Source organism: Rathayibacter sp. PhB1 (assembly GCF_004362935.1).
GTDB classification, from domain to species: domain Bacteria; phylum Actinomycetota; class Actinomycetes; order Actinomycetales; family Microbacteriaceae; genus Rathayibacter; species Rathayibacter festucae.
In genome coordinates, this window is record NZ_SNYD01000003.1 from 350,000 (window position 1) to 373,143 (window position 23,144).

The following is a 23,144-nucleotide window of genomic DNA, read 5'->3' on the forward strand; positions in this document are numbered from 1 at the left end:
GGTGATCGAGTAGCCCGCACCGCGGGCGTATCGAGATCCACCCGCGTGAGAAGACGAGTCTGCAGGCCCGCCCTGCTGGGGACGGCGGGTCTCGATACGCCCCTGCGGGGCTACTCGACCAGCATGACTGAAGACCGCCGCGTGCTTTCCCTCACCGCCGAGACGCGAAGCGGCTTCGCCGGACGGTGGATCTCGATTCGCGCCCTCCGGGCGCTACTCGATCAGCATGGAGGTCGCGCCCTGCGGGCGTCCGCTGCCAGCACGCAGGAGCGGCGCGCTTGCCGATCGCGCGCCCGTTCGCCTACGCTGGCCCGTGGCTTTGTGAACGGTCACATGGCCCTCAGCGAGGAGTGCAATGGACCAGCGACGGCCCCCCGCCGAGGCGATCACGAGCGGCGCGACCGCCCTCGGGATCGAGCTCGGCTCCACCCGCATCAAGGCCTGTCTCGTCGACGCGGCCGACCCGTCCGTGGTCCTCGCCGTCGGCAGCCACGAGTGGGAGAACCAGCTCGTCGACCGCCGCTGGACGTACTCGCTCGACGCCGTGCACGAGGGGCTCCAGGCCGCCTACGCCGACCTCGTCGCCGATGCCGAGAAGCGCCACAGCGCGCGCCTCACCACGGTCGGGGCGCTCGGCGTCTCCGCGATGATGCACGGCTACCTCGCCTTCGACGAGGCCGGCGAGCTGCTCGTCCCGTTCCGCACCTGGCGCAACACCAGCACCGGCCCCGCGTCGGCCGAGCTGACCGAGCTGTTCGGCGCGAACATCCCACTGCGCTGGTCGCTCGCCCACCTGCACCAGGCGGTCCTCGACTCCGAGCCGCACGTCGAGAAGATCGACTTCCTCACCACCCTCGCGGGCTACGTGCACTGGCGCCTGACCGGCGAGAAGGTCCTCGGAGTCGGCGACGCCTCCGGCATGGTCCCCACCGACCCGGCGACCCGCGACTACGACGAGACCGTCCTCGAGCGCTACGACGCCCGCGTCGCCGGCACCCTGCCGCCGCTGCGCGAGCTGCTGCCGGCGGTCCTCCCCGCGGGCGCCGCGGCCGGCGAGCTCACCGCCGAGGGCGCGCTGCTGCTCGACCCGACCGGCGCCCTCCAGGCCGGCGTCCCGTTCTGCCCGCCCGAGGGCGACGCCGGCACCGGCATGGTCGCCACCAACTCCGTCGCCCCGCGCACCGGCAACGTCAGCGCCGGCACGAGCATCTTCGCGATGGTCGTCCTGGAGCGCCCGCTCGAGAGCGTGCACCACGAGCTCGACCTGGTCGCGACTCCGGCCGGCGACCTCGTCGCGATGGTGCACTGCAACAACGGCGCGAGCGAGCTCGCCACCTGGGTCGGCCTGTTCTCGCGGTTCGCCGCGGCCTCGGGCGGCCCCTCCGACAGCGACGCCGTCTACGGCACCCTCTTCGCGGAGGCGCTCGCCGGCGAGGCGGACGCGGGCGGGCTCCTCGCCTACAACCACCTCGCGGGTGAGCCGATCGCCGGGCTCGTCGAGGGCCGCCCGCTGGTGGTGCGCACCCCCGACTCCCGCCTGACGCTGGCCAACTTCATGCGCGCGCAGCTCTACGGCGTGTTCGGCACGCTCGCGCTCGGCATGCGCGTGCTGGCCGGCGAGGGCGTCGTGATCGACGAGATGTTCGCGCACGGCGGCATGTTCCGCACGGCCGGAGTCGCCCAGCGCTTCCTCGCCGGAGCGCTCGACGCCCCCGTCTCGGTCGCCGCGACCGCCTCCGAGGGCGGCCCCTGGGGCATGGCGGTGCTCGCCGCCTTCCGCCTGCAGGAGGGGACGACCCTCGACTCCTACCTGACCGAGCAGGTCTTCGGCGACGCCGGCTTCGAGACGGTGGCGCCCGACGGCGCCGACGTCGCCGGCTTCACCGCCTACCTCGAGCGCTACCGCGCCGGCCTCGCCGTCGAGCAGACGGCCGTCGACACCCTCACCACGCAAGGAGACACCGCATGACCGACAGCACGACCGCTGCGCCCGCCGGGTTCGGCCCCGAGGTCGAGGCGGCGATCGCCCGCGTCCGCGAGGACGTCGCCCGCCTGCACGCCGAGCTCGTCCGCTACGGCCTCGTCATCTGGACCGGCGGCAACATCTCCGGCCGCGTGCCCGGCGCCGACCTCTTCGTGATCAAGCCGAGCGGCGTCTCCTACGACGACCTCGCGCCCGAGAACATGATCCTCTGCGACCTCGACGGCACCGTCGTCCCGGGCAGCCTCGGGTCCGAGCGCAGCCCGTCCAGCGACACCGCCGCGCACGCCTACGTCTACCGCGAGATGCCCGAGGTCGGCGGCCAGGTGCACACGCACTCCACCTACGCCACCGCCTGGGCGGCCCGCGCCGAGGCGATCCCCTGCGTCATCACGGCGATGGCGGACGAGTTCGGCGGCGAGATCCCGCTCGGCCCGTTCGCGATCATCGGCGACGACTCGATCGGCCGCGGCGTCGTCTCGACGCTCACCGGGCACCGCTCGCGCGCCGTCCTGATGCAGAACCACGGCGTCTTCACCATCGGCAAGGACGCGAAGGACGCCGTCAAGGCCGCGGTGATGACCGAGGACGTCGCCCGCACCGTGCACATCGCGCGCCAGGGCGGCGAGCTCGTCCCCATCCCGCAGGAGTCGATCGACGCCCTGTTCGACCGCTACCAGAACGTCTACGGACAGAACCCCACCGGAGCACTCGCATGACCCGCAGCATCATCCCCGACCTCGCGACCCGCACCGTCTGGTTCCTCACCGGCAGCCAGGACCTCTACGGCGAGGACACCCTCCGCCAGGTCGCCGAGCAGTCGCAGGCCGTCGTCGCGCAGCTGAACGAGTCCAGCGACATCCCCGTCACGATCGAGTGGAAGCCGGTGCTGAAGAGCTCCGACGCGATCCGCCGCACGATGATCGAGGCGAACTCCGACGACTCCGTCGTGGGCGTCATCACCTGGATGCACACCTTCAGCCCCTCGAAGATGTGGATCCACGGCTTCGACGCGCTGGCCAAGCCGCTGCTGCACTTCCACACCCAGGCGAACGTCGCCCTGCCGTGGCAGGACATCGACTTCGACTTCATGAACCTCAACCAGGCCGCGCACGGCGACCGCGAGCACGGCTACATCCTCAGCCGGATGAGCGTGCCGCGGAAGACGGTCGTCGGCCACGCGAGCGACGCCCGCGTCACCGAGTCGATCGGCATCTGGTCGCGCGCCGCGGCCGGCTGGTCGGCCTCGCAGAGCATGAAGGTCGCCCGCTTCGGCGACAACATGCGCAACGTCGCCGTCACCGAGGGCGACAAGACCGAGGCCGAGATCCGCCTCGGCGTCAGCGTCAACACCTGGGGCGTCAACGAGCTCGTCGAGCGCGTGGACGCCGCGACCGACGCCGACATCGACGCGCTGGTCGCGGAGTACGTCGAGAGCTACGACGTGGTGCCCGAGCTGCTCCCCGGCGGCGAGCGCCACGAGTCGCTCCGCTACGGCGCGGCGGTCGAGATCGGCCTGCGCTCCTTCCTGGAGGAGGGCGGCTTCGAGGCGTTCACCGACAGCTTCGAGGACCTCGGCGGGCTGCGTCAGCTCCCGGGTCTCGCCGTGCAGCGCCTGATGGCCGACGGCTACGGCTTCGGCGGCGAGGGCGACTGGAAGACCGCCGTCCTCATCCGCATCGCCGCGGTGATGGGCGCCGGCCTGCCCGGCGGCACCAGCCTGATGGAGGACTACACCTACGACATGACGCCCGGCGAGGAGCTCATCCTCGGCGCGCACATGCTCGAGGTGTCGCCGTCGCTGTCGTCGAAGCGCGCGTCGCTCGAGATCCACCCGCTGGGCATCGGCGGCCGTGAGGACCCGGTGCGCCTGGTCTTCACCGCCGACGCCGGCGCCGCGGTCGTCGTCGCGCTGAGCGACGTGCGCGAGCGCTTCCGCCTGGTCGCGAACAAGGTGACCACCGTCGAGCCGCCGCAGACGCTGCCGCACCTGCCGGTCGGCCGTGCCGTCTGGCAGCCCGCCCCCGACTTCGGCACCAGCGCCGCGGCCTGGATCACGGCCGGCGCCGCGCACCACACCGTCATGACGACGCAGATCGGCCTGGAGGCGTGGGAGGACTTCGCCCGCATCGCCGGCGTCGAGCTCCTCGTCATCGACGAGTCGACCACCCTCCGCGGCTTCGAGGCCGACATCCGCTCGAACGCGGCGTACTACCGCCTCGCGCAGGGGCTGTAGGGACGACTGCACGACCGACGGCCGGCTCCCCACGGGGGGCCGGCCGTTCGTGCGTCTGCGGGGGTCGCCTGGTCAGCGGAGGTCCCCCTCGCATGCTGGTCGAGTAGCCCTGCAGGGGCGTATCGAGACCCGACGTCGTCGAGAGGGCGGGTCTGCCGGCCTCGTGTCGTGATGACGGTGGATCTCGATACGCCGGCTGCGCCGGCTACTCGATCAGCATGAAGGACCCGCTGCGCGGGCTACTCCGTTCGCAGGGGAGCGCTCGGGCGCTGCACAACATCAGCTGAGAAGGGGTGGCCTCCGCTGTCAGGCGACGCCCCCCGCTCTCAGCTGATGTTGTGCGGGCCCCTTGCTGGTCGAGTAGCCCCGCAGGGGCGTATCGAGACCCACCCACCGTCAGCACGCCGGCTGCAGACCGACGTCTCGGCGACGGTGGATCTCGATACGCCCGCTGCGCGGGCTGCTCGATCAGCATGAAGGGCCTGCGGCGCTGCACAACATCAGCTGAGAAGGGGTGGCCTCCGCTGTCAGGCGAGGGACCCTGCTCTCAGCTGATGTTGTGCGCGCCCCTTGCTGGTCGAGTAGCCCCGCAGGGGCGTATCGAGACCCCGCGTGGTCAGCACGGCGGGACTGCAGGCAGGCCGCTCAGAGGCCGTCGCCGTCGAACCAGTCGTTCTGCCAGCGCCAGTCGATGGGGTCGCCGGCGCGCTGGTAGCGGATGTCGGTGGAGAGGCGGAGGCGGCGGTCGGCGGCGACGTTGTCGAGAGAGGCGTGGACGATGAAGGGCGAGTGGATCAGGACGTCGCCGGCCCGCATGTCGGCGGCGAGCCAGCGCGCGTCGTGCTCATCGGCGAGGGCCGGGAGGTCGGCCGTCAGCGAGCGGGGGCGGCCGAGGAGGCCGGTGCGCTCCAGCTCCTCGACGCGGAGGTGCGAGCCCTCCAGGTAGACGAGCGGCCCGTTCTCGATCGGCGTGTCCCCGATCGGGATCCAGAGCGACAGCAGGTTGCGGGTGCCCTCGCGGAGGTAGACGAGGTCGTAGTGCGCCTGGGTCGCCGTGCCGATGCCCTTCTGGCCGGGGCGGACCTGCCGGAGGATCTTCCGCCGGTGCAGGTGGATCTCGTCGGCCAGCAGCATGCGCATCATCGCGAGGATCGCGGGCTGGCGGCAGAACGCGGCGTACTCCGGGCTCGGGACGAGGGAGGAGAAGAGGATGTCGCGGAAGCGGGCGAGGTCCAGGTCCGCGCCGTCGTCGCGGCCGGAGTCCCACGCGTCCTCGTCCGCGAAGAGGCCGGACGGAGCGAGGGACCCGCAGTACCAGCGGCGGAAGTCGAGCACGGTCTCGCGGTCGAGCAGCCCGCGGACGAGCAGGTAGCCGTCGCGGCGGAGGCGCCGCCAGAGGGCGTCGCGGTCGGTGAGCTCCTCCTCCGGGACCTCGTCGAGCGGACCCCAGCGCTCCGGCGCCGTGCTCAGTGCATAGCCGTTGGACGTCGGCATCGACGGCCTCCCTGCGATCGGATCGTGCGGACCGTCCGCACTTCTGTCACCATCGTGATGCCCATGGATCCCCGTCACCAGGGACCGATGCGATTCGAAGGAGGACTTTTGGACACCGCGCCGAGCGCTCGCTACCGGACCCCCGACACGTCGACGGGGCTCGGTCTGTACGTCTTCGGGGCCGGGCGGCGCGCGGGGGTCTCCTCCCCCGTGCGGCAGCGGGTGCTGTCGGAGAGCGCGGTGGTCCTGATCGAGCAGGGCCGGGGCGAGTTCCGGGTGGGAGACGAGACGAGCGCCGTCGAGGCGGGCGATGCGCTGTGGGTGCCGGCGGGGGTCGAGCACTCCTACCGGTCGGTGGCGAGCGGCTGGACGGAGCACTGGGTGCTGCTCGCCGGCAGCGCGCTCGAGCACCTCGTGGCCGAGGGCCTGCTGCCGCGCGGCGCCGGAGTGCTGCACGTGCAAGGGGGCGACGCCTCGCTCCTGTTCGCCGCGGTCCTCGACGCACTCGAGGACACCGGTGCCGCCTCCGTCGCGCGGAGCAGCGCGCGGGCCCTGCTGCTCCTGCTGCGGCTGTCGGAGTCGCGGGGGCGGAGCCGCTTCGACCGCCGGATCGAGCGGATCGCGCTCTCCGGCGCAGGCGTCGAGGACGCGGCGAGAGAGCTGGGGCTGTCGCTGCGCGCCCTGCGGGCCCGGACGGAGGAGCGGACCGGCGCCTCTCCGATCGAGCTGTTCCTCCGGATCCGCGTCGACGAAGCGAAGGCCCTGCTCTCGGAGGGCGACCTGCCGGTGTCGGCCGTCGCGCGGGCGGTCGGCTATGAGGACCCGGGCTACTTCACCCGCGTCTTCCGCGCGCGGGTGGGGGTCACGCCGAGCGAGTTCCGGAGCCGGCACCGGCGCTGACGGCGCGGCGGGGCGCCGCGCGGTGGATCTCGATACGCCCGCTGCGCGGGCTACTCGATCAGCATGAAGGAGGCCGCTCGACCTACGTCGAGCGTGCGGCGCTGCACGACATCAACTGAGAAGGGGTGGCCTCCTCTGTCAGGCGAGGGGCCCTGCTCTCAGCTGATGGTGTGCGGACCGCCTGCTGGTCGAGTAGCCGCGGAGCGGCGTATCGAGACCCGACGTCGTCAGCAGGGCAGGACTGCAGACCCAGCTCTCGGTGACGGTGGATCTCCTTGGAAGAACGCCCGCAATCATGCTGGTCGAGTAGCCCCGAAGGGGCGTATCGAGACCTCCCACCGTCAGCACGGTGGAGCTGCAGACCGAGGTCTTTGAGACGGTGGATCTCGATACGCCCGCTGCGCGGGCTACTCGATCAGCATGAAAGAGGGGTGCGGCGCCAGCCGCTCGATGACGGTGCCGGCCGCTCGATCACCGGCGCCGCCTCGCTCAGCGGGAGGTCGAGAACGCCGCGTCGAAGGCGTCGGCCGGGGGCGTGATCGCGTTGAGCTTGCGGACGAAGGCGAGGGCCTCGGGGGCGCCGTCGAGGCGGTCCATGCCGGCGTCCTCCCACTCGACGCTGGTGGGGCCGGTGTAGCCGATCGCGTTGAGGGCGCGGAAGACGGGCTCCCATGGGACGGCGCCGTGGCCGGTCGAGACGAAGGTCCAGCCGCGGCGCGGGTTGGCCCAGGGCAGGTGCGAGCCGAGGACGCCGTTGCGGCCGTCGAGGTTGGCGATCGACTCCTTCACGTGCACGTGGAAGATGTGCTCGGCGAAGTCGAGGATGAACGCGACGCTGTCGAGCTGCTGCCAGACGAAGTGCGAGGGGTCGAAGTTGAAGCCGAAGGACGTCCGGTGGCCGATCGCCTCGAGGGTGCGCTTGGCGGTCCAGTAGTCGTAGGCGATCTCGCTCGGGTGCACCTCGAGGCCGTAGCGGACGCCGACCTCCTCGAAGACGTCGAGGATCGGGTTGAAGCGGTCGGCGAAGTCCTGGTAGCCGGCGGCGATCCACTCGTCGGAGGCCGGCGGGAACATCGCCACGCCCTTCCAGATCGACGAGCCGGAGAAGCCGTTGACCTGCTTCACGCCGAGCGCGGCGGCGAAGCGGGCGGTGTCCTTGAGGTCCTGCGCGGCCCGCTGACGGACGCCCTCGGGGTCGCCGTCGCCCCAGACGCGGTCGCTGAGGATGTCGCGGTGGCGCGCGTCGATCGGGTCGTCGCAGACGGCCTGGCCGGTGAGGTGGTTCGAGATCGCGAAGACCTGGAGGCCGTTCTTCTCGAGGATGTCCTTCCGGCTCTGCACGTACTCCGCGTCGTCCCAGCGGGCGACGTCGATGTGGTCGCCCCAGCAGGCGATCTCGAGGCCGTCGTAGCCCCACTCGCCGGCGAGACGGGCCACCTCCTCGAACGGGAGGTCTGCCCACTGGCCGGTGAAGAGGGTGATCGGTCGCGTCATCGCGGAGTCCTTACTCTCGACTCCCGTGCGCCGTCGCACCGGGAGAGGTAATTTGAAGTTCCAGGCAACATATCAGGCGCTCCCTCGAGCCCGAAAGGAACCGATCATCTCCTCGATCGACAGCGCATCGTCGCGCACCGACCTCCTCGTCACCGCCACCGCCGCTCCCACCTGGGAGGAGGGGCTGATCGTCGGCAGCGGCCGCGTCGGCGCCGTCGTCCACGGGCCGGCCGATGCACTCACCGTGTCCCTGGCGCACGAGCAGTACTTCCTGCCCGTCAACGCGCGGCCCGCCGCGCCCGATCTCGCCGGAGTGCGCGAGGAACTGCGCCGCGCCCTGCTGGCCGGCGACGCCGTGGCGGCGAGCGAGGCGCTGACCCGCGGCGCGCGCTCCAGCGGCTACGACGGCGGACTGATCTGGACCGACCCGCTCGGGATCTGCGCGACCGTCTCGATCCGCACGGCCGGCGGCGTCGCGTCGAGCCGCCGCCTCATCGACCCGCGGCTGGGCGAGGTCGCGGTCGAGTGGACCGACCTCGACGGCGGGAGGCACGCGGTGCGGCTGCTCGCCCCGCACGGCGGCGAGAGCGTGCGGCTGTGCGTGGAGTCCGACCGCGCCGGCGAGAGCGTCGTCGAGCTCGGGCTGGGCGGGGGTGACGCGACCTCGTTCGACACCGGAGTCCCGGACGCGTCGGCGGTCGTCGAGGCGAGCGTCGAGGGCGGGGCGACAGGGCGGCTCGTCGCCCTCGCCGGGACCGGCAGCGCGGAGACCGGGGGCGAGCGCGTCCGCGCGGTCGTGACCGCCGCCACCGGGACGCCGTGGCAGGTGGAGGGAGACGTCACGCGCTCCGTCGCGCCGGTCGCGGCCGGGGCGCCCCGGCTCCTCCGCCTCGACCTCTCGCTCTCGGGCGAGGAGCCGGTGGCGGACGACCTGTCGTGGACCGACCTGCGCGCGGCGCAGCGCGACGGCCACGGCCGCCTCGTCGGCGCCTCCGCGCTCGACCTGGCCGGCGCCTCCACCGCCGTGCTCACCGAGGACCTCTGGGACGAGGCCCGCGCCGGCGACGAGGGCGCGCGCCGCCGCGTCGTCGAGCTCGCGTACCTCAGCGGCCGGGCGAACATCGTCGCGTCGACGGGCGAGCTGCCGCCGACGCTGCAGGGCGTCTGGCAGGGCACCTGGCGGCCGGCCTGGTCGGCCGACTACACACTCAACGGCAACGTGCAGAACGGGGCGATGGCGGGGATGATCCCGACCGGCACGCCCGAGCTGGCGCTCTCGATCCTGGAGCTGGTGCTGCCGCACCTCGACGACTACCGCGAGAACGCGCGCCTGGTCTACGGGGCGGAGGGGATGCTCCTGCCGTCGCGGATGTCGACGCACGGCCGCGCGGACCACTTCGCGGCGAGCTACCCGCACCTGTTCTGGACGGGCTGCGGCGGCTGGGTGCTGCGCCTCGCCGCCGACGCCGTCGCCGCGACCGGCGACCGCGGCATCGTCGACGACCGGCTGTGGGAGCTGGCCGAGGGCGTGCTCCGCTTCGCCGAGACCGGGACGACCGTGATCGACGGGGTGCGCCGGATCGTCCCCTCCTACTCCCCCGAGAACACCCCCGGCGGGGCGAGCTCGCCGCTGGCGGTCGACGCGACGATCGACGTCGCCGTGCTGCGCGACGCCGCCCGGGCGACCGCGCTGCTCGGGCGGGCCCGCGGGGACGAGTCGCTCGACGAGCGCTGGGCGCGGGTGGTCGCCGAGCTGCCGGAGTACCGCGTGGCGGAGGACGGCACGCTCGCGGAGTGGGTCGACCCGCGGTTCTCGGAGGAGATCGCGCACCGGCACGCCTCGCAGCTGTACCCGCTCTGGTACGGGGGCGACGCGGCCTTCGAGGGGGACGGTCCGGCTGCCGTGCGGCTGCGGGCGGCCGCGGCGGCGACGGTGGCCGCGAAGATCGCGTGGCGAGCGGAGGCGCCGACCGCTCCCCCGGGGCGGATGGAGATGGCGTTCGGGCTGGTGCAGGTCGGCATGGCGGCCGCGGCGCTGGGGGATGCGGAGTCGGCGCTGACCTGCGCCGAGTGGCTGGCGGTCGAGCACTGGTCGCCGACGCTGACGACCCGGCACGACGCGGGGCGCATCTTCAACCTCGACGCGAGCGGCGGGCTGCCGGGACTGGTGGCGGCGATGCTGCTCGGGTCGGACGACGGGTCGCTGACGGTGCTGCCCGCGCTGCCGTCGGTGTGGGCGCGCGGTGCGGTGACGGGGCTCCGGGCGCGCGGCGGGATCGTGGTGGACCGGCTGGAGTGGGAGCCGGGACGCGCGTCGCTGACGGTGCGGCGGGTGCCGAGCGCCGAGTGGCTGGCGCCGACGGGCGGGACGCGGCTGCGGACGCTCCGTGACGCGGTGCTGCGGGTCGACGGGCGCGAGCTGTCGGGCGGGCTGCCGATCGGCGCGGAGGCGGTGCGCGTGGACGTGGAGTGGCGCGACTGAGGCTGCGGGGGCGACCTCCGGCACGTGGAACGCGGCTCGGCACGCAGAAACAGACGGAACCAGCGAGCCGGACGCGGAACCGCGAGCGGAAGATCGGCCGGAGATCAGTCGGCGAAACCTCCGGCACGCGGAACACGCCTCGGCACGCAGAAACAGACGGAACCAGCGAGCCGGACGCGGAACCGCGAGCCGAAGATCGGCCGGAGGTCAGCCGCGGCGACCTCCGGCACGCGGAACACGCCTCGGCGCGCTGAGACACGCGGATCCAGCGAGCTGGACGCGGAACCGCGAGCCGGAGATCGGCCGGAGGTCAGCCGGGGGACGTCCGGCACGTGGAACACGCCTGGGCACGTGAGAACAGGCGGATTCAGCGAGCCGGGGATGAATCCGCGAGCCGGAGGTCGGCCGGGGTGACCTCCGGCACGTGGAACGCGCCTCGGCACGCGGGAACAGCCGGATCCGGCGAGCCGGAGGCGGTTCCGCGTGCCGGAGGTGCCGCGAGAGGTGCCGCCGCACGCCGCGCGCCCTCAGGCGTCCGACCGCCCGTAGCGGTCGTAGATGCGGTTGCGCGCCGCCAGCTCGGCCGGGGGCAGACGCTGGGCGTCGGCGATCTCGTAGACGCCGAAGGTGTCGCGCAGGCGGGAGGACGGGTCGACCTCGACGAAGGTGCACCAGGGCAGCCAGTGGTGGTGGCTGCGGAGGGTCTGGCTCGCGAAGTCGCCGCTCTCGTGGCCGAGGCCGGGCATCGCGTAGCCGATGCTGCCGTCGACGTCGGTCGACTGCCGGGTGTTGCGGTGCAGGAACTCCGCGACGTCGCGGTAGTGGTCGTCGCCGGTGATCAGGAACAGCCGGTAGTAGCTGTACGAGCAGGCCGCCAGATACACATCCGCCCCGCCGCCGAGGGTGATGATGCTCTGGCCGCTGATCGAGTACCGGTTGAACGGATGCGGCCAGGGCGCGACCACCGGGAAGGACCAGGCGTAGGTCCAGGTCTCGGTGTAGTCGGCGGCGCGGACGGCGCCCTCCAGCCAGCGGTGCTCCTCGGTCAGGTCGTAGAGCGCGAGGAAGCCGAACAGGCCGTAGATGCCGGCCTCCTTGTCCTGGATGTCGGCGTTGTCGCAGGTGCCGCCGCGGTACTCGAGCGTCTGGTGGATGTTCGCGAACGACCACTCGCCGGCGCCCACGGCGGACTCGCGGTAGCGCGCCTCCCCCGTCACCAGGTGCAGCTGGACCAGGAAGCGGATCACGCTCGGGGTGTTCGAGCGCGAGTCCATCCGCACCGAGCCGTCCGCGTTGTAGGCGCGGTGGAAGCTGCCGTCGGCGTCCTGCACCTCGAGCAGCCAGTCGGCCGTCCGCCGGCAGAACTCGAGCCAGACCGTCCGCTCGTCGCCGAGGCCGCGCAGGTGCAGGTAGGCGTCGAGGATCGCCTCGACGCCGTCGGCCAGCATCCGCAGGTAGTGCGGGTACGGCTCGAAGCCGCCGAGGGAGGGGTTGAAGCACATCCGCGGCGGGCCGGACTCGGGCAGGGCCGTCCGCGCCCAGAAGTCGACGATGCCGACGCCCTGCTCGAACGCCTCAGGCACGCCCTCGCGGTCGCCGTAGCGCAGCAGTTGGTAGCCGATGCCCGGCTGCTGCCCGACGAAGCCGAACTGGAACGAGACGCTCGAGACGTCGAGGTCCGGCAGCTGGCAGGCGAACGGCAGGCCCCAGGCGTCGCCGTAGCGGCGGGTGAGCCGTCGCAGGATCGCCATGCCGTGGTGGAAGTGCCGCTCGTTGTCGACCTCGAACAGGTCGTCGCGGAGGCGCGCGTAGGCGCTGCGCCAGGTGGCGCGCATCATCGTCGCGAAGTCGTCGTGGCGGCCGAGGTCGACGGCCACCGCGTAGCGCTGGCGGAAGCCGACCTCGACCGGGTGGTTGACCCGCTGGAGCGACTTCGGCGCCGCGTCGTAGTCGAGCCCGGAGTAGGGGTTGTCGACCGGGCGCTCGCCGTCGGCGCCCGGGTAGACGTAGTCGATCGACAGGCCGGCCGGCTCCTCGTCGAGCGGCGTCCGCACGCCGAAGCCGTAGTAGAGGTAGTTCAGCGTGGTGCCCTGCGGGCGGCTCACGCCGATCGAGCCGACCGTGCACTCCGGGTCGGTGAAGTTCTCCGAGCGGACCACGTCCAGGCGCGGCAGGGTGACGTCGGCCGCCCAGCGCGAGAGCGCCACGGTCTCCCCGGTGGCGCGGCTCTGCGCGGCGAACAGCGGCAGCGCGTAGTGCGTCTCGGTGCGCCAGAAGTACTCGCTGCCGGGGTCGCGGCCCATCGCGTCGGCCGGCCCGAAGGCGTTGTCGCGGTACCAGGCGCCGGGCGCGAAGCACTCGTAGTCGCGCAGGTCGGCGGACCCGGTCAGCCCGAGGGAGATCGCCGTCGAGAAGCCGAGGTCGCCGCCGGCCGCGAGCACCTCGACCTCGCGGTGCACGGAGAAGCCCGCGCCCGTGACGCGCCAGACGTCGGTGACGGCGAAGGACGAGCCCGAGCGCGCGGTGATCGTGCCGGTGGCGGTGAGCGCGCCGTCCGCGATCGAGACGTCGTCGTAGGGCGCGCCGGAGTACTCGCTGATCGCGGTGACGGTCTTCACCGTGACGCGCAGCGGGCGGTCGTTGGCGTAGAGGACGTGCTCGCCCGCGAGCACCTCGAGGCCGCCCGCGCGGGCGCGCAGGGTGTAGTCGCCGGAGCGGAGTTCCACGGTGGTTCCTTCCTGGAGGGTCATGTCAGTGCTTCTCGTCCGCGGGGCTGGTCGACTCCGCCGGCCCCGGCTCGTCCTCGAGCCGCCGCGCGCCCGGATCGAAGCGCCGCGAGCCCGGCCGGAACAGCAGCGCGACGCCGCCCTCGACGAGCGCCGCGACGAGCAGGAGGATCGCGAACGGGATCAGCGAGATCTCGGCCCACGCGCCCATCACCGGCATCACCAGGCCGGCCGCGGTGAAGCTGACCGTGCCGAGGATCGCGGTGACGCTCCCCGCCTCGCTCGACGGGCCCTGGAGCGAGAGGTACTGCACCGGCGCGAAGCCGAGCGAGCGCCCGGCGAGCGCGAAGGTGAGCGCGCCGACGACGACGAGCAGCGGCTGCGTCCCGGTGAGGGCGAGCACCGCGACCACGACGGCGCCGAGGCCCGTGACGATCGCCGAGGCGAACATGGCAAAGCGGGGCCCGAACCGCGGCACGATCACCCGGCCCGTCGTCTGACCGACCGCGATCGTCACGAGCGAGGTGACCAGGAACAGCAGCCCGTAGAGGTCCGGCCCCACCGCGTAGACGTTGGTGTAGAGGAACGGCGCGGTGGCCAGGTAGGCGAAGCCGACCGACCAGCCGGCGGCCGACGCGGCGGCGAGCGCCAGCACCCGCGGCCGGCGGAGCATCCCGAAGGAGTTCCGCAGAGACGGGCCGAGTCCACCCTGGTGCCGCCGCTCGCGGGGCAGCGTCTCGGGCAGCACCAGCAGCGCGATCACGGTGGCGAGCGCTCCCCAGGCGGCGACCGCGAGGAAGGAGCCGCGCCAGTCGATCACCTTGGTCAGCTGCGCGCCGACCGAGGGCACCAGGATCGGGAAGACCGAGACGATCACGGCGAGGTTCGCGAGCATCGTCACGAGCCGCTTGCCGCTGTAGAGGTCGCGGACGATCGCGGTGACGACCACGCCGGCCGCGGTGCAGGCCGCACCCTGAACGAAGCGGGCCGAGAGCAGCACCGCCGTGTCCGAGGTCATCGCCGCGACGAGGCTCGCCGCGATGTGCAGGGCCGCCGAGACGCCGAGCGGCCACTTGCGGCCGACCGCGTCGCTGAGCGGACCGGAGATCAGCTGGCCGGCCGCGAAGCCGAAGGTCGCGCCGGTGACGACCAGCTGGGCGGTCGCGACCGAGACGCCGAGGTCGTCCTGCAGCGTCGGCAGGAAGGGCAGCACCAGGTCGATGGTGAGCGGCCCGAAGCCGACCAGCATCGCGAAGATCGGCAGCAGCAGCCGGCCGCGGGGCATCGCGCGAGTGGCGGAAGCGGTGGTGGCGGAGGCGGTCATGAGCGCGGAGCGCAGGTCACGGAGGGGGTCCTGTCCATCAGCTCCCGGCCGAGACCGGGAAGTAGAGCGAGAAGGGTTCGTCGACGACCTCGTGCAGAGGCCGGAAGCGGATCGCGGCGGGCTGGCCGAGGGTGCGGTAGCCGCGGAGCCACTGGGTCCACTGCCGCTCGTTGTCGGGGGCGAGCAGCGCGGGGGCGTCCTCGAGGCGGCCGCGGAGGCTCACCTCGCGGTCGACGAGGCCGGCCAGCACGACCGGCCCCTCGACGAACGCGACGGTGCCGGGCTCGTCCGGGATCGGCACGGCGCGGATCTCGGTGCCGAAGGCGAGGTCGACGCCGGTGCGGCCGCCGGGGTGCGTCAGCAGGAGCGCGCCGTCGAGGCGCTCGACGTGCGCGGAGTCGCCCGCGACGCCCGGCTCGCCGACGGTCCACTCCGGCACCCGGATCCGCACCTGCAGCGCGACCCCCTCCGCCGACTCCACCTCGATGCGGATCCGCGAGGCGGAGGGTCGGTGCGCGTCGCCCGCGGCCCCCGCGTTCGCGTCCGGCCCCACGTAGCCGGCGTTGTCGAGCACCTCGACCCGCACGGCCGCCTCGCCCGCGGCGGTCGCCACGCGGACACTCGCGTCGACGTGCTGCGCGATCGTCAGCTCGGCGTCGCCGCCGCGGTAGAAGACGAGACCGGAGTGGCGGGTGTGCGCCTGCACCAGCGTGCCGTGGCAGCACCAGAAGTCCTCGGTCGGGCTGCCCCAGTCCTTGCGGGCGCCGCCCTCCAGCGGGAGGAAGTAGGCGACCATCCCGGTCCTCGGGTTCTGCTGGGCGAGCAGGCCGTTCCAGAGGTTGCGCTCGATGTAGTCGGCGTAGGCGAGGTCGCCGGTCCAGCGCAGCAGCACGTCGGCCAGCCGGATCATGTTGTAGACCGTGCAGTGCTCCTGCGTCTTCTCGCCGCGGCGGGCGGCGAACTCGAACGGCGGCGTCCAGATCTCGCCCGAGGTCTGGCCGCCGGTGCAGAAGGTGCCGCGGAGGACGACCGCCTGCTCCCAGTAGGCCTCGACGATCCGCCGCCAGCGCTCGTCGCCGGTGACCTCGTAGGCGCGGGCGGCGCCGAGCACCTCGGGGATCGTGGTGTTGGCGTGCATGTTGGTGAGCACGTCCCGGCCCGCGAGCAGGCCCTCGAAGAGCGAGCGGCGGTCGTAGCGCTCGAGCAGCTCCGTGTAGACGGGGTCGCCGGTGATCGCGAGGAGGTCGGCCCAGACCTCGAGCATGCCGCCGGTCTCGACCTCGAGGATCTCCTGGAACGCGGTGTCGTCGAAGCCGCGGACCCACTCCAGCAGCGGGGTCGTCGCCGCCCGCGCCATCCGGAGCGCCCGCTCGTCGCCGAGGTCGAGGTGCAGGTCGACCAGGCCCATCAGCAGCTTGTGCATCGCGTACTGCGGCGCCCAGATCGGGCGGCCGGTCGCCAGGCGGTCGAGGTAGCCGCGCGGGATCGCCCAGATCCAGCCGCCGCCGTTCTCCTCCTGGCAGCGCTCGAGGCCGTCGAGCACGGAGTCGATCCGGACGCGCAGCAGCGGGTCGCCGGTGACCGCGACCTCGCGCGCCGCGGCGGAGAGCCAGTGGCCGAGGAAGTGACCGCGCAGCTGCGAGCCGGGCGTCTCCCAGCCCCAGTGCCGATCGAGACCGCGGGCCTCGCGCGACTCCTGGGACGGGTGCAGGTGCCAGCCCTGGTCGCCGATCCCGGCCTCGATGCGGAAGTTCTGCAGCAGCCCCTCGTCGGTCAGCGAGAGCAGGTAGTCGCGGTTGAGCCGCCGCCGGGCGTCGAGCACCCCGCGCTCCAAGCGGGACTCGTGCGGGGCCGGGTGGGTCAGCGGCATGGATGCTCCTCGGCGGTGAGTGATCGGGGTGGGTGGATCGAAGCGGGGTGGATCTGCAGTGAGCGGGACGACGACGGGATCGCCGGTGGTCGAGATCGATCTCTCACTGTACTCAGACCAGGATCGACGGTAGGAATGTCATCATGCAATCCCCGAGAGTGATCCATCTCGTCGCCGATGACGTGTCCGCCCTCCTCACTCAGTCGGGAGGTGACCTGCCCGTCCTGCTGCACTGGGGTCCGCGGATCGACGCGAGCGACGACGACCTCGCCGGTTTCGCAAGAACCCCCGAGAGGACGGGGATGGACGGCGGTTCCGACGTGCCCTACGAGCCCGGGATCCTCCCCGAGCACTCCTTCGGCTGGGCCGGCCTGCCCGGCCTCCGGGTGCACCGCGAGGGCGCCGGCTGGTCGCCGCGGCTCACCGTGGACGCCGTCTCGGTGGCCGGCGAGGCCCTCGCGGAGGGCGCCGTCGTGCAGCCCGGCAGCGCCGCCGTGACGGTCGAGGCGCACGACGCGCAGGCCGGAATCGGGGTCGTGCTGGAGATCGTTCTCTCGCCCGCCGGCCTCCTCCGGACCCGCGTCTCCGTCCGCAACGACGGCGCCGGGAGCCTCGAGGTGATCGGCGCCGACCCCGCCCTGCGAATCCCGACCGAGGCGCGCGAGATCCTGGACTTCTCCGGCCGCTGGGGCACCGAGAAGATCCCGCAGCGCCACCCCGTCGTCACCGGCAGCCACTCGCGCTCCTCGCGGCGCGGCCGCACGGGCCTGGACGCGACGACGGTCGTCGCGATCGGCACCCCCGGCTTCGACGCGGCCGACGGACGGGTCTGGCTCTGCCACGTCGGCATCGGCGGCAACCACGAGCACGCCGTGGAGCGCGGCGACGGCTGGCTCGCCTTCCGCGGCGGCGAGCTGCTCCTCCCCGGCGAGGTCCGCCTCGCGAGCGGCGAGAGCTACTCCTCCCCCTGGATCTCCGGCAGCTTCGGTGTCGGCCTCGACGCCGCCGCCGCCCGCTTCCACACCTACCTCCGCGGAGTCTCGCGCTCCTCGCTCCGCCCGCGCCCGGTCACCCTCAACGTCTGGGAGGCGGTGTACTTCGAGCAGGACTTCGCGACCCTCGCCGAGCTGGCCGACCGCGCCGCCGCCCTCGGGGTCGAGCGCTACGTGCTCGACGACGGCTGGTTCCTCGGCCGCAGCGACGACCGCGCGGGCCTCGGCGACTGGACGCCCGACCCCGTCTCCTGGCCGGACGGCCTCCTCCCCCTCGCCGAGCACGTCCGCGGCCGGGGCATGGAGTTCGGCCTCTGGGTCGAGCCCGAGATGATCAACGAGGACTCCGACCTCGCCCGCGCGCACCCCGACTGGATCCTGCGCGCTCGCGAGGAGCTGCCGCCGCGCTTCCGGTTCCAGCAGGTGCTCGACCTGACCAACCCGGACGCGTTCGCGCACATCCTCGGGGTGCTCGACGGGCTGGTCGCCGACCTCGGCGTCGCGTACCTCAAGTGGGACCACAACCGCGATCTGATCGACGCCGGGCACCCGGCGACCGGCACCGCCGCCGTGCACGAGCAGACGCTCGCGCTCTACCGGCTGATCGACGAGCTGCGCGAGCGGCACCCCGAGCTCGAGATCGAGAGCTGCGCCTCCGGCGGCGGCCGGGTCGACCTCGGGATCCTCGAGCGCACCGACCGCGTGCACACCTCCGACAACCAGGACCCGCTGGACCGCTCGCGGATGCTGCGCTGGACCGGGCTGCTCGTGCCGCCGGAGATGCTCGGCTCGCACGTCGCCTCGCCGGTCAACTCCGTCACCGGCCGCACCAGCGACCTGCACACCCGCTGCGCGATCGCCTTCCTCGGCCACTTCGGCCTCGAGTGGGACCTCCGCGAGCTGGACGCCGAGGAGGAGCCGGTGCTGGCCGGCTGGATCGCGGCGTACCGCGAGCACCGCGGGCTCATCGCCACCGGGCGGGTCGTCGGGAGCGGCGACTCCGATCCCGACGCGCCGTCGCTGCGCGGCGTCGTCGCGACCGACGGCTCCGAGGCGCTCTACACGCTGGTCACGCCCGCGCTGACGGCGGACTCGCGCCGCCGCGTCCGCCTCCCGGGCCTGGACCCGCTCGCCCGCTACCGCGTCGAGGCCGCGCGCCCCGGCTCGCTCGGCCCGCCCTGGCAGAGCCCGCGCTGGCTGGAGGCGACCGTGCCGCTCGACTCCGACGCCCCGGCCCCCGCCTACTCGGGGAGCCTCCTGGGCGAGGCGGGCCTGGACCTGCCGACCTTCCACGCCGACCGCGCGATCGTCCTGCGGCTCGTCCGCGTCGACGCGTGAGCGCCGCCGCCCCGATCACTGCCGACTCGCCCGCCACCACCCTGGAGCACCCCGTGAACACCACCGTCACCGTCGACCTCGACCGGCCCGGCGCCACCATCAGCAAGCACGTCTACGGCCACTTCGCCGAGCACCTCGGCCGCTGCATCTACGACGGCTTCTGGGTCGGCGAGGACTCGCCCGTCCCGAACGCCGGCGGGATCCGCCTGGACGTCGTCGAGGCCCTGCGCGCCCTCGACATCCCCAACCTCCGCTGGCCGGGCGGCTGCTTCGCCGACCGCTACCACTGGACCAACGGCATCGGCCCGCGCGAGGAGCGCCCCGGCCTGATCAACACCCAGTGGGGCGGGGTCGCCGAGGACAACTCCTTCGGCACCCACGAGTTCATGGCGCTCTGCGAGCTGCTCGGCGCCGACGCCTACATCTCCGGCAACATCGGCTCCGGCACCGTGCAGGAGATGGCCGACTGGGTCGAGTACCTCACCGGCTCCGGGAAGTCGCCGATGGCCGACCTCCGCCGCTCGCACGGCCGTGAGGAGCCGTGGACCGTCCGCTACTGGGGCCTCGGCAACGAGACCTGGGGCTGCGGCGGCAACATGCGCGCCGGCGCCTACGCCGACCTCGCGCGCCAGTTCGGCACCTTCGTGCAGAGCGGCAACGACGTGCCGCTGCACCGCATCGCGGCCGGCGCCGACGGCGCGGACACGCACTGGACGCAGACGCTGATGGAGGTGATCCCCGAGATCGAGGGGCACCCCTTCTCCTCCGTGCCCTGGGAGTCGGTCTCGGTGCACTACTACACGATCGGCGGCAGCTGGCACGCGAAGGGCAGCGCCACCGACTTCGACGCGGACACCTACTGGAGCACGATCGTCGCCGCGCAGGGCATCGAGGAGCTGCTGCGCTCGCACGCCGCCGTGATGGACGTGCACGACCCCGAGAAGAAGTACGGGATGGTGCTCGACGAGTGGGGCACCTGGTGGGACGTCGAGCCGGGCACGCACCCGGGCTTCCTCTTCCAGCAGAACACCATCCGCGACGCGATGGTCGCGGGGATCCACTTCGACGTCTTCCACGCCTTCGCCGACCGGCTCTCGATGGCGAACATCGCGCAGACCGTCAACGTGCTGCAGGCGATGCTGCTCACCGACCCCGACGGCGGCGAGATGGTGCGGACGCCCACGTACCACGTGTTCGAGATGAACAAGGGGCACCAGGACGCGACGGTGCTGCCGACCACGGTCGCCGGACCGACCCACGCGGTCGACGGGCGCGAGATCGCGCTCGCCTCCGCCTCCGCCTCGGTGAAGGACGGGCGCGTGCTGGTCTCCATGACCAACGTCGACCTCGACGAGCCGCTGGAGATCGAGCTGTCCTTCCGCGGCGGTTCCGTGACCGGAGCGACGGGGCGGCTCCTCACCGCCGACTCGCCGCAGGCGCACAACCGGCCGGGCGACGCCGACGCGGTCAGCCCGGTCGCGCTCGAGGGGCTGGAGACCACGGCGACGGGGCTGCGGGTGACGCTGCCGCCGCACTCCTTCGCGACGGTGTCGCTGGAGCTCGTCGGGGCTCTCGTGGCAGGGTCGGAGGCGTGACCGCCGTGAGCACTGCCGCCGCACGCACCGAGGCCGCCCGCCGCCCGCCGATGGGCTGGAACAGCTGGGACTGCTTCGGCTCCTCCGTGACCGAGGACGAGGTGCTGGCCAACGCCGAGTACCTCGCCGAGCACCTGCTGCCGCACGGCTGGGACACGGTCGTCGTCGACATCCAGTGGTACGAGCCGGACCCCGGCACGAGCGACTACCAGGAGGTGTCGGAGCCGGTCCTGGACGACTGGGGCCGGCCGCAGCCCGCGGTGGGGCGCTTCCCGTCCGCCTCCGTCGCGGGCTTCACCGCGCTCGCCGCGCGCGTGCACGCCCTCGGGCTGCGCTTCGGCGTGCACCTGATGCGCGGCGTGCCCCGCCGGGCCGCCGAGCTCGCGCTGCCGGTGCTCGGCTCCGACGCGACCTGCGCCGACATCGCCGACCGCGGGAACGTCTGCCCGTGGAACCCGGACAACTTCGGCGTCGACATGACGGTGCCGGGCGCGCAGCAGTACTACGACTCGGTGATGGCGCAGCTGGCGTCGTGGGGCGTCGACTTCGTCAAGCTCGACGACGTGCTCTACCCGCCGATCCAGGCCGACGAGATCGCCGCGCTCTCCCGCGCGATCGACGCGACCGGCCGGCCGATGGTGCTGAGCCTCTCGCCCGGCAAGCAGCTCTCGCTGGAGAACCTGGAGCTGCTGCGCGACACCGCGCAGATGTGGCGGATCTCGGACGACTTCTGGGACGACTGGGGGCACCTGCAGGAGCAGTTCCAGCGCGCCGCGCGCTGGGCGCCGCACCAGCGACCGGGCGCGTGGGCCGACGCCGACATGCTGCCTCTGGGGCGGATCGGCGTGCGGGCGCACGTGGGCGAGGACCGCCTCTCGCGGTTCACCCCCGCCGAGCAGCGCACCCTGGTGACGCTGTGGTGCCTGCTGCGGTCGCCGCTGATGGTGGGCGGCCACCTGCCGGACACCCCGCCCGAGACGCTCGCGCTGCTGACGAACGACGACGTGCTGGCCCTGCTGTCCAGCGAGGGCAGCCGCGAGATCGTCCGCGACGGCGACCTCGTCGTCTGGAGCGCCTGGCAGGGCGACGTCCAGTGGCGCGGCGTCTTCTGGCTCGGCGACGCCCCGCGCGAGTACTCCGCGCACCTCGCCGACCTCGGCTGCACCGGCACCCCCGTCGACGCCTGGACGGGCGAGCCCCTCCCCGTCGCCGACGGCGCGGTCGCCCTGACCCTCGAGCCCCACGGCGCGCACCTGCTCCGCTTCGCCTGACCCGCCGCGCCCGCCCACCCCGAGTCCTCAAAAGTTGCGGTAGTCGCCCTCGACTACCGCAACTTCCGAGTTCTCGGGAGAAGCAGGGAGGGGCGCAGCGCTGCCCATGCTGATCGAGTAGCGCCCGCAGGGCGCGTATCGAGATCCACCACCGCAAGCACGCCGGGTCTCGATACGCCGCTCCGCGGCTACTCGACCAGCAAAAAAGGAAGCCGCTGCGCGGCTGCTCGGCCTGCATGCGGGACCGCTGCGCGGCTGCTCGACCAGCGCGCCGCCGCCAGTGCGCAGAAGTTGCGGTAGTCGGGCGCGACTACCGCAACTTTCGCGTTCTCGGGGCGGGTCAGGACTCCGTGTCGGTGAGGGCGTCGAGGCGGGCGACGTCGTCGGCGCAGAGGTCGAAGTCGACCTGGGCGTTCTCGCGGATGCGCGCGGGGGTGGTCGACTTCGGCAGGGGCAGGACGTCCTTCTCGAGCAGGTAGCGGATGCAGAGCTGCGCGACGGAGACGCCGTTCGCCTTCGCGATGTCGGCGAGGTCGGAGTTCTCCAGCAGGCCGCCGGTCGCGAGCGGCGAGTAGCCCTCGACGAGGATGCCGTTGGTGCGGCAGTAGTCGGTCGTCTCGTCCTGGGTGTTGCCGACGAACCAGCGGATCTGGTTCGCGTGCGGCTTCACGTCGGTCGCCGCGATCAGCGACTCCAGGTCGTCGACGGAGAAGTTGGAGACGCCGATGGCGCGGGCGCGGCCGGAGTCGTAGATCTCCTCCATCGCCTTCCAGGCCGCGATGTTGCCGTCGCGGTGGTCCGAGCCCATGTCCGACCACGGCCACGGCGCGTGGATCAGGTAGAGGTCGACGTGCTCGAGCTCGAGCGCCGCCATCGTCGTCTCGAGGCTGTCCTTCGCGCCGGCGTGGTCCTTGACCTCGGCGGGCAGCTTCGTGGTGATGAAGACCTCGTCGCGCGGGATCCCGCTGTCGCGCAGGGCCCGGCCGACGCTCGCCTCGTTGCCGTAGCCGCGGGCGGTGTCGATGTGGCGGTAGCCGGCCTCGAGCGCCGTGGTCACCGCGTCGTAGGCGTCGGCGCCGTCCTCGATCTGCCAGGTGCCGAAGCCGATCTTCGGGATCTCGACCCCGTTGGACAGGGTGAAGGTGTCGGTCAGTGCAGGCATGTCTCTCCTCGAGAAGTCCGGCCCCGCGCGCGTCCTCGCGCCGGGGGTGCTGCTGTTCACGGTAGGCGCGCGGGGCGGCGGGCGCAGGCCCCTTGCGGAGCCGACCCATGCTGATCGAGTAGCGGCCGCAGGGCGCGTATCGAGATCCGACGTCACCAGGAGGGTGGGTCTCGATACGCCCCTCCGGGGCTACTCGACCAGCATGTGCGGCCGCCGCTCGGCGGCTGCTCGACCAGCATGTGCGGCCGCCGCTCGGCGGCTGCTCGACCAGCATGTGCG

The 23,144-nt window shown here is 72.8% G+C and carries 14 protein-coding genes; 8 read left to right on the plus strand and 6 right to left on the minus strand.

The features are described 5' to 3' along the window. Nucleotides 1-355: 355 nt before the first annotated feature. Genes EDF17_RS09415 through araA form a run of 3 tightly spaced genes read left to right on the plus strand, consistent with a single transcriptional unit; the run spans nucleotide 356 to nucleotide 4,217 of the window. Nucleotides 356-1,969, plus strand: a complete 1,614-nt coding sequence (locus EDF17_RS09415) for an FGGY-family carbohydrate kinase (protein WP_123446857.1) — start codon at nucleotides 356-358, stop codon at nucleotides 1,967-1,969. Next, nucleotides 1,966-2,700 carry an L-ribulose-5-phosphate 4-epimerase gene (locus EDF17_RS09420; RefSeq protein WP_123446858.1) on the plus strand — a complete coding sequence of 245 codons (735 nt, stop codon included), beginning with the start codon at nucleotides 1,966-1,968 and terminating at the stop codon, nucleotides 2,698-2,700. The genes EDF17_RS09415 and EDF17_RS09420 overlap by 4 nt, the downstream gene beginning before the upstream one ends. Then, complete coding sequence (gene araA, locus EDF17_RS09425) at nucleotides 2,697-4,217, plus strand: L-arabinose isomerase (protein ID WP_123446859.1); 1,521 nt, start codon at nucleotides 2,697-2,699, stop codon at nucleotides 4,215-4,217. Before EDF17_RS09420 ends, araA begins: the two co-directional genes overlap by 4 nt. Before the next feature lie 645 nt (nucleotides 4,218-4,862). Here the strand turns inward: araA and EDF17_RS09430 are convergent. Then, nucleotides 4,863-5,711: a phytanoyl-CoA dioxygenase family protein gene (locus tag EDF17_RS09430; RefSeq protein WP_123446860.1), complete on the minus strand. Its 849-nt coding sequence runs from the start codon at nucleotides 5,709-5,711 to the stop codon at nucleotides 4,863-4,865. A gap of 108 nt (nucleotides 5,712-5,819) precedes the next feature. Here EDF17_RS09430 and EDF17_RS09435 point away from each other — a divergent pair, with 108 nt between their 5' ends. After that, a complete protein-coding gene (locus tag EDF17_RS09435; RefSeq protein ID WP_166649637.1) occupies nucleotides 5,820-6,611 on the plus strand; it encodes an AraC family transcriptional regulator in 792 nt (263 codons plus the stop codon). A gap of 489 nt (nucleotides 6,612-7,100) precedes the next feature. Here EDF17_RS09435 and EDF17_RS09440 read toward each other — a convergent pair whose 3' ends face one another. Then, nucleotides 7,101-8,105 carry a sugar phosphate isomerase/epimerase family protein gene (locus EDF17_RS09440; RefSeq protein ID WP_123447059.1) on the minus strand — a complete coding sequence of 335 codons (1,005 nt, stop codon included), beginning with the start codon at nucleotides 8,103-8,105 and terminating at the stop codon, nucleotides 7,101-7,103. A gap of 25 nt (nucleotides 8,106-8,130) precedes the next feature. On the opposite strand from EDF17_RS09440, the gene EDF17_RS09445 reads away from it, so the two are divergent. Next, nucleotides 8,131-10,587: a glycoside hydrolase family 95-like protein gene (locus EDF17_RS09445; protein WP_166649638.1), complete on the plus strand. Its 2,457-nt coding sequence runs from the start codon at nucleotides 8,131-8,133 to the stop codon at nucleotides 10,585-10,587. A 527-nt stretch (nucleotides 10,588-11,114) separates the two neighbouring features. Here EDF17_RS09445 and EDF17_RS09450 read toward each other — a convergent pair. The 3 genes from EDF17_RS09450 to EDF17_RS09460 are packed head-to-tail and all read right to left on the minus strand — an operon-like array spanning nucleotide 11,115 to nucleotide 16,507. Further along, on the minus strand, nucleotides 11,115-13,313 hold the full coding sequence (locus tag EDF17_RS09450; RefSeq protein ID WP_123447060.1) for a hypothetical protein: 2,199 nt from the start codon (nucleotides 13,311-13,313) through the stop codon (nucleotides 11,115-11,117). Nucleotides 13,314-13,338: 25 nt separating this feature from the next. Beyond that, nucleotides 13,339-14,637: a multidrug effflux MFS transporter gene (locus tag EDF17_RS09455; protein ID WP_123446863.1), complete on the minus strand. Its 1,299-nt coding sequence runs from the start codon at nucleotides 14,635-14,637 to the stop codon at nucleotides 13,339-13,341. Nucleotides 14,638-14,674: 37 nt separating this feature from the next. Continuing rightward, complete coding sequence (locus EDF17_RS09460; RefSeq protein ID WP_123446864.1) at nucleotides 14,675-16,507, minus strand: beta-L-arabinofuranosidase domain-containing protein; 1,833 nt, start codon at nucleotides 16,505-16,507, stop codon at nucleotides 14,675-14,677. Nucleotides 16,508-16,650: 143 nt separating this feature from the next. On the opposite strand from EDF17_RS09460, the gene EDF17_RS09465 reads away from it, so the two are divergent. The 3 genes from EDF17_RS09465 to EDF17_RS09475 are packed head-to-tail and all read left to right on the plus strand — an operon-like array spanning nucleotide 16,651 to nucleotide 21,703. Continuing rightward, nucleotides 16,651-18,837, plus strand: coding sequence for an alpha-galactosidase (locus tag EDF17_RS09465; protein ID WP_123446865.1), 2,187 nt, complete (start codon nucleotides 16,651-16,653; stop codon nucleotides 18,835-18,837). A gap of 53 nt (nucleotides 18,838-18,890) precedes the next feature. Further along, entirely contained in the window at nucleotides 18,891-20,432 is a 1,542-nt protein-coding gene (locus EDF17_RS09470; protein WP_123447061.1) for an alpha-L-arabinofuranosidase C-terminal domain-containing protein, read from the plus strand. 5 nt (nucleotides 20,433-20,437) lie between these two features. Beyond that, nucleotides 20,438-21,703: an alpha-galactosidase gene (locus tag EDF17_RS09475; RefSeq protein WP_243732845.1), complete on the plus strand. Its 1,266-nt coding sequence runs from the start codon at nucleotides 20,438-20,440 to the stop codon at nucleotides 21,701-21,703. Between the two features lie 340 nt (nucleotides 21,704-22,043). Here the strand turns inward: EDF17_RS09475 and EDF17_RS09480 are convergent, their stop codons facing one another. Beyond that, nucleotides 22,044-22,865: an aldo/keto reductase gene (locus tag EDF17_RS09480; protein ID WP_123446866.1), complete on the minus strand. Its 822-nt coding sequence runs from the start codon at nucleotides 22,863-22,865 to the stop codon at nucleotides 22,044-22,046. Nucleotides 22,866-23,144 lie beyond the last annotated feature (279 nt).

Excerpts from the sequence above, each read along its gene's own strand:
- EDF17_RS09415 (WP_123446857.1), top strand. The coding sequence starts at position 356 with ATGGACCAGCGACGGCCCCCCGCCGAGGCGATCACGAGCGGCGCGACC.
- EDF17_RS09420 (WP_123446858.1), top strand. The coding sequence starts at position 1,966 with ATGACCGACAGCACGACCGCTGCGCCCGCCGGGTTCGGCCCCGAGGTC.
- araA (WP_123446859.1), top strand. The coding sequence starts at position 2,697 with ATGACCCGCAGCATCATCCCCGACCTCGCGACCCGCACCGTCTGGTTC.
- EDF17_RS09430 (WP_123446860.1), bottom strand. The coding sequence starts at position 5,711 with ATGCCGACGTCCAACGGCTATGCACTGAGCACGGCGCCGGAGCGCTGG.
- EDF17_RS09440 (WP_123447059.1), bottom strand. The coding sequence starts at position 8,105 with ATGACGCGACCGATCACCCTCTTCACCGGCCAGTGGGCAGACCTCCCG.
- EDF17_RS09455 (WP_123446863.1), bottom strand. The coding sequence starts at position 14,637 with ATGACCGCCTCCGCCACCACCGCTTCCGCCACTCGCGCGATGCCCCGC.
- EDF17_RS09460 (WP_123446864.1), bottom strand. The coding sequence starts at position 16,507 with ATGCCGCTGACCCACCCGGCCCCGCACGAGTCCCGCTTGGAGCGCGGG.
- EDF17_RS09465 (WP_123446865.1), top strand. The coding sequence starts at position 16,651 with ATGCAATCCCCGAGAGTGATCCATCTCGTCGCCGATGACGTGTCCGCC.
- EDF17_RS09480 (WP_123446866.1), bottom strand. The coding sequence starts at position 22,865 with ATGCCTGCACTGACCGACACCTTCACCCTGTCCAACGGGGTCGAGATC.